3 protein-coding genes and 1 pseudogene are annotated in these 2,205 nt (G+C 62.6%); all 4 read right to left on the bottom strand.

Annotated elements, in window-relative coordinates:
* Window positions 1–209, bottom strand: a pseudogene (locus ACYVD0_RS17455) (group II intron reverse transcriptase/maturase); the annotation flags it as partial.
* A 1,109-nt stretch (window positions 210–1,318) separates the two neighbouring features.
* Window positions 1,319–1,465, bottom strand: a complete 147-nt coding sequence (locus tag ACYVD0_RS17450) for a hypothetical protein (RefSeq protein ID WP_460427985.1) — start codon at window positions 1,463–1,465, stop codon at window positions 1,319–1,321.
* Window positions 1,466–1,468: 3 nt separating this feature from the next.
* Window positions 1,469–1,765, bottom strand: a complete 297-nt coding sequence (locus ACYVD0_RS17445; protein WP_460427984.1) for a holin family protein — start codon at window positions 1,763–1,765, stop codon at window positions 1,469–1,471.
* Window positions 1,762–2,019: a hypothetical protein gene (locus tag ACYVD0_RS17440; RefSeq protein ID WP_460427983.1), complete on the bottom strand. Its 258-nt coding sequence runs from the start codon at window positions 2,017–2,019 to the stop codon at window positions 1,762–1,764. Before ACYVD0_RS17440 ends, ACYVD0_RS17445 begins: the two co-directional genes overlap by 4 nt.
* Between the last annotated feature and the right edge of the window lie 186 nt (window positions 2,020–2,205).

Here is a 2,205-nt window from a genome sequence, read left to right as displayed (position 1 = left end):
CAGTCGGCGAACGGCTCGACCGGGAGTCCATCGACTCCCGGCGCGCCTCGGTTGCCGACCACGTCTCGATACGCCAGCCACAGATTGGCTCGATCCACCACCGCCTCCATCAGCGATGGCTCCCCCGCTTCCATTTGCCCGGCAGCCGCCGTGAAGCCATCGACACCACGCTCATCGCCCCCGGAGTTCCGCCCCGGCTCTGCTGTCATGGCTGCGCTTACTCCACGCACTCGTGTCTCATCGGCCTGCATCGAGTATCTGCCGTCCCAATCGCGGTCACTCATGTTCGGCCCTTCGGTCGGGACGCACCGACTATCGCCTCTGCTTCTGTACGACCATCCTCATGCCTCGCGACGTCAGTAGCACAATGGCAGCCATACAGATCTCCCCGGGTATGACGCACCCACCTTCACGCTTATGCCTGTCGGATATACGCCGCATCGCTCTGTGCAAGTAGCGGGCTTTGGCCTTTTTTTGCTGCCTTACCCCGATGCGTCGCCTCGTATCCGCTTCCTGTTCGTCAGGCCAGCGCTTTGCCTCGGGCTTCCTTCAGATTCGCAGTCACCCGCGACACCCTTGCCTCTGGCTAACACTTCCCCTTGCCGGGTGTGTAGAGGGCTTTCACCTCCGAGTGAGTGCGCCCTGCCGGGCGCACAAAAAAGAGCCCCTGCCGGAGTGGCAGGGGCTCGTTGGTCGGGCTTGCAGGGACAGTCTGCAGGTTCAACGGCAGCCAAGGTGCTGGAATACTGGAGCCGTCGCTCCCTCCTCGCCTGTCCGCGCAGCACCATCTACCAAACATGGCTCCCCCAGCACACTGCCTTCCGTCGCATTGCATCGCGCATATCGATCAATTGTTGGCGCAAGTCAGGAATGCCGCTGTTCCAGTGTCCTAGGGTGCCGGCTTGGGCGGCCCTGTCCTGAATGTGTCAGGACCTTTGCTGGTCCGTGGTAGCGCAACGAAACAAGTGTGAGCCGCCTCCCTTGCTCGCCATGTCACCCCATCAAGCCAGGTTGGAGGCACACATGATGAATGAAGTCCTGACGCTCACGATCACCGCTCTGGTTTACCTGATCCTGTCCACCATGGTGGTGGACCTTCTCATGGAGCTGATAGCCCATGTCCTGCAGAGCTGGACCGCCTCTGATCTAAAAGACGATTCGAACAGCCTCCACGCTATCTCACCGCAAGATGAACAGACGCGGAAAATCCCTTCCGCGCACGCATCCAGCACGCAACAGGACGATAGTCCTTGTCCCCCTCCAGCCTCCGGGCCTCCAGACCGACTCCCCATATCCGTCTGGCTATTTATCTCCCCAACTAGGTTTTCGGCGTAATTGCAGTCACCCGCTTCCAGCGATCGGCCGTCCGCAGGGTGCCAAGGCCGAGCATCCCGAACACCAGCTCGAACAGCACATCGTCGAGCGAGGGCAGCGGTGGGACATCCGCGGCACCGGCCACGGTCAACAGTCACGGCAGCAGCGGCCTGGCCAAGAACTCATATGCAAGCCCCGCCACGCAGACGTAGCCGGCCAGCGGTCGCCAACCGGCCTGGAATCCGGACTGGCTCGCCGCTTCCACCTCATTGATCTTCGCTTGGGCCAGGTTGACCTGCAGGGCCGCGTCCAGCTCCTTGAAGGCGCCCTCCTGCTGGAGCTTGAGCAGCTCGAGCTGAGCCTTGGCCTTCTGCTCGGGGTCGGGGATCAGCTTGTCGAGCAGGCCGGCGACGGTCGGCAGCAGAGCCGTGGCGGTGGAGAGCAGGCTCATGCCAGCACCCCGCCCGCGGCAATGAACTGAGCGAGCAGCGCCTTGAGGTCGTGCTCGGGCTGGGCATAGCCGGCCCCCGGCAGACTGGCCCAGAGGTTGCGCACCTTAGCGATGGCCTGCTTAATCCGTCCGGCCCTGATGTCGTCGAGGGCCTTGCGCTCCCTGATCAGCCGGATGGCCCAGCGGTCCTGGCTCAACGGGCCGAAATCCGGCAGGTTCAGTTGGTCACGGTAGTGCGGCCAATGCGTTCGCATGTGCTGGTACCGACCCGAAGCGCTGGAGTACAGCGCGCCGCGGACATGCTTGTTCAAGTCGTTCGCCGTACTGCTTTTGCGACCAGGGCAATCGCATGAAGGCTACCCAAGTCCGAGAAGTACAGCGCGATAGGTATCGGAGGTGGATGCAACCAGGCGGCGGGTCTTGATGCCACCCTTCTTGCC

This window comes from Azotobacter armeniacus (assembly GCF_054779355.1).
This window is presented reverse-complemented; position numbering and strand designations above follow the sequence as displayed.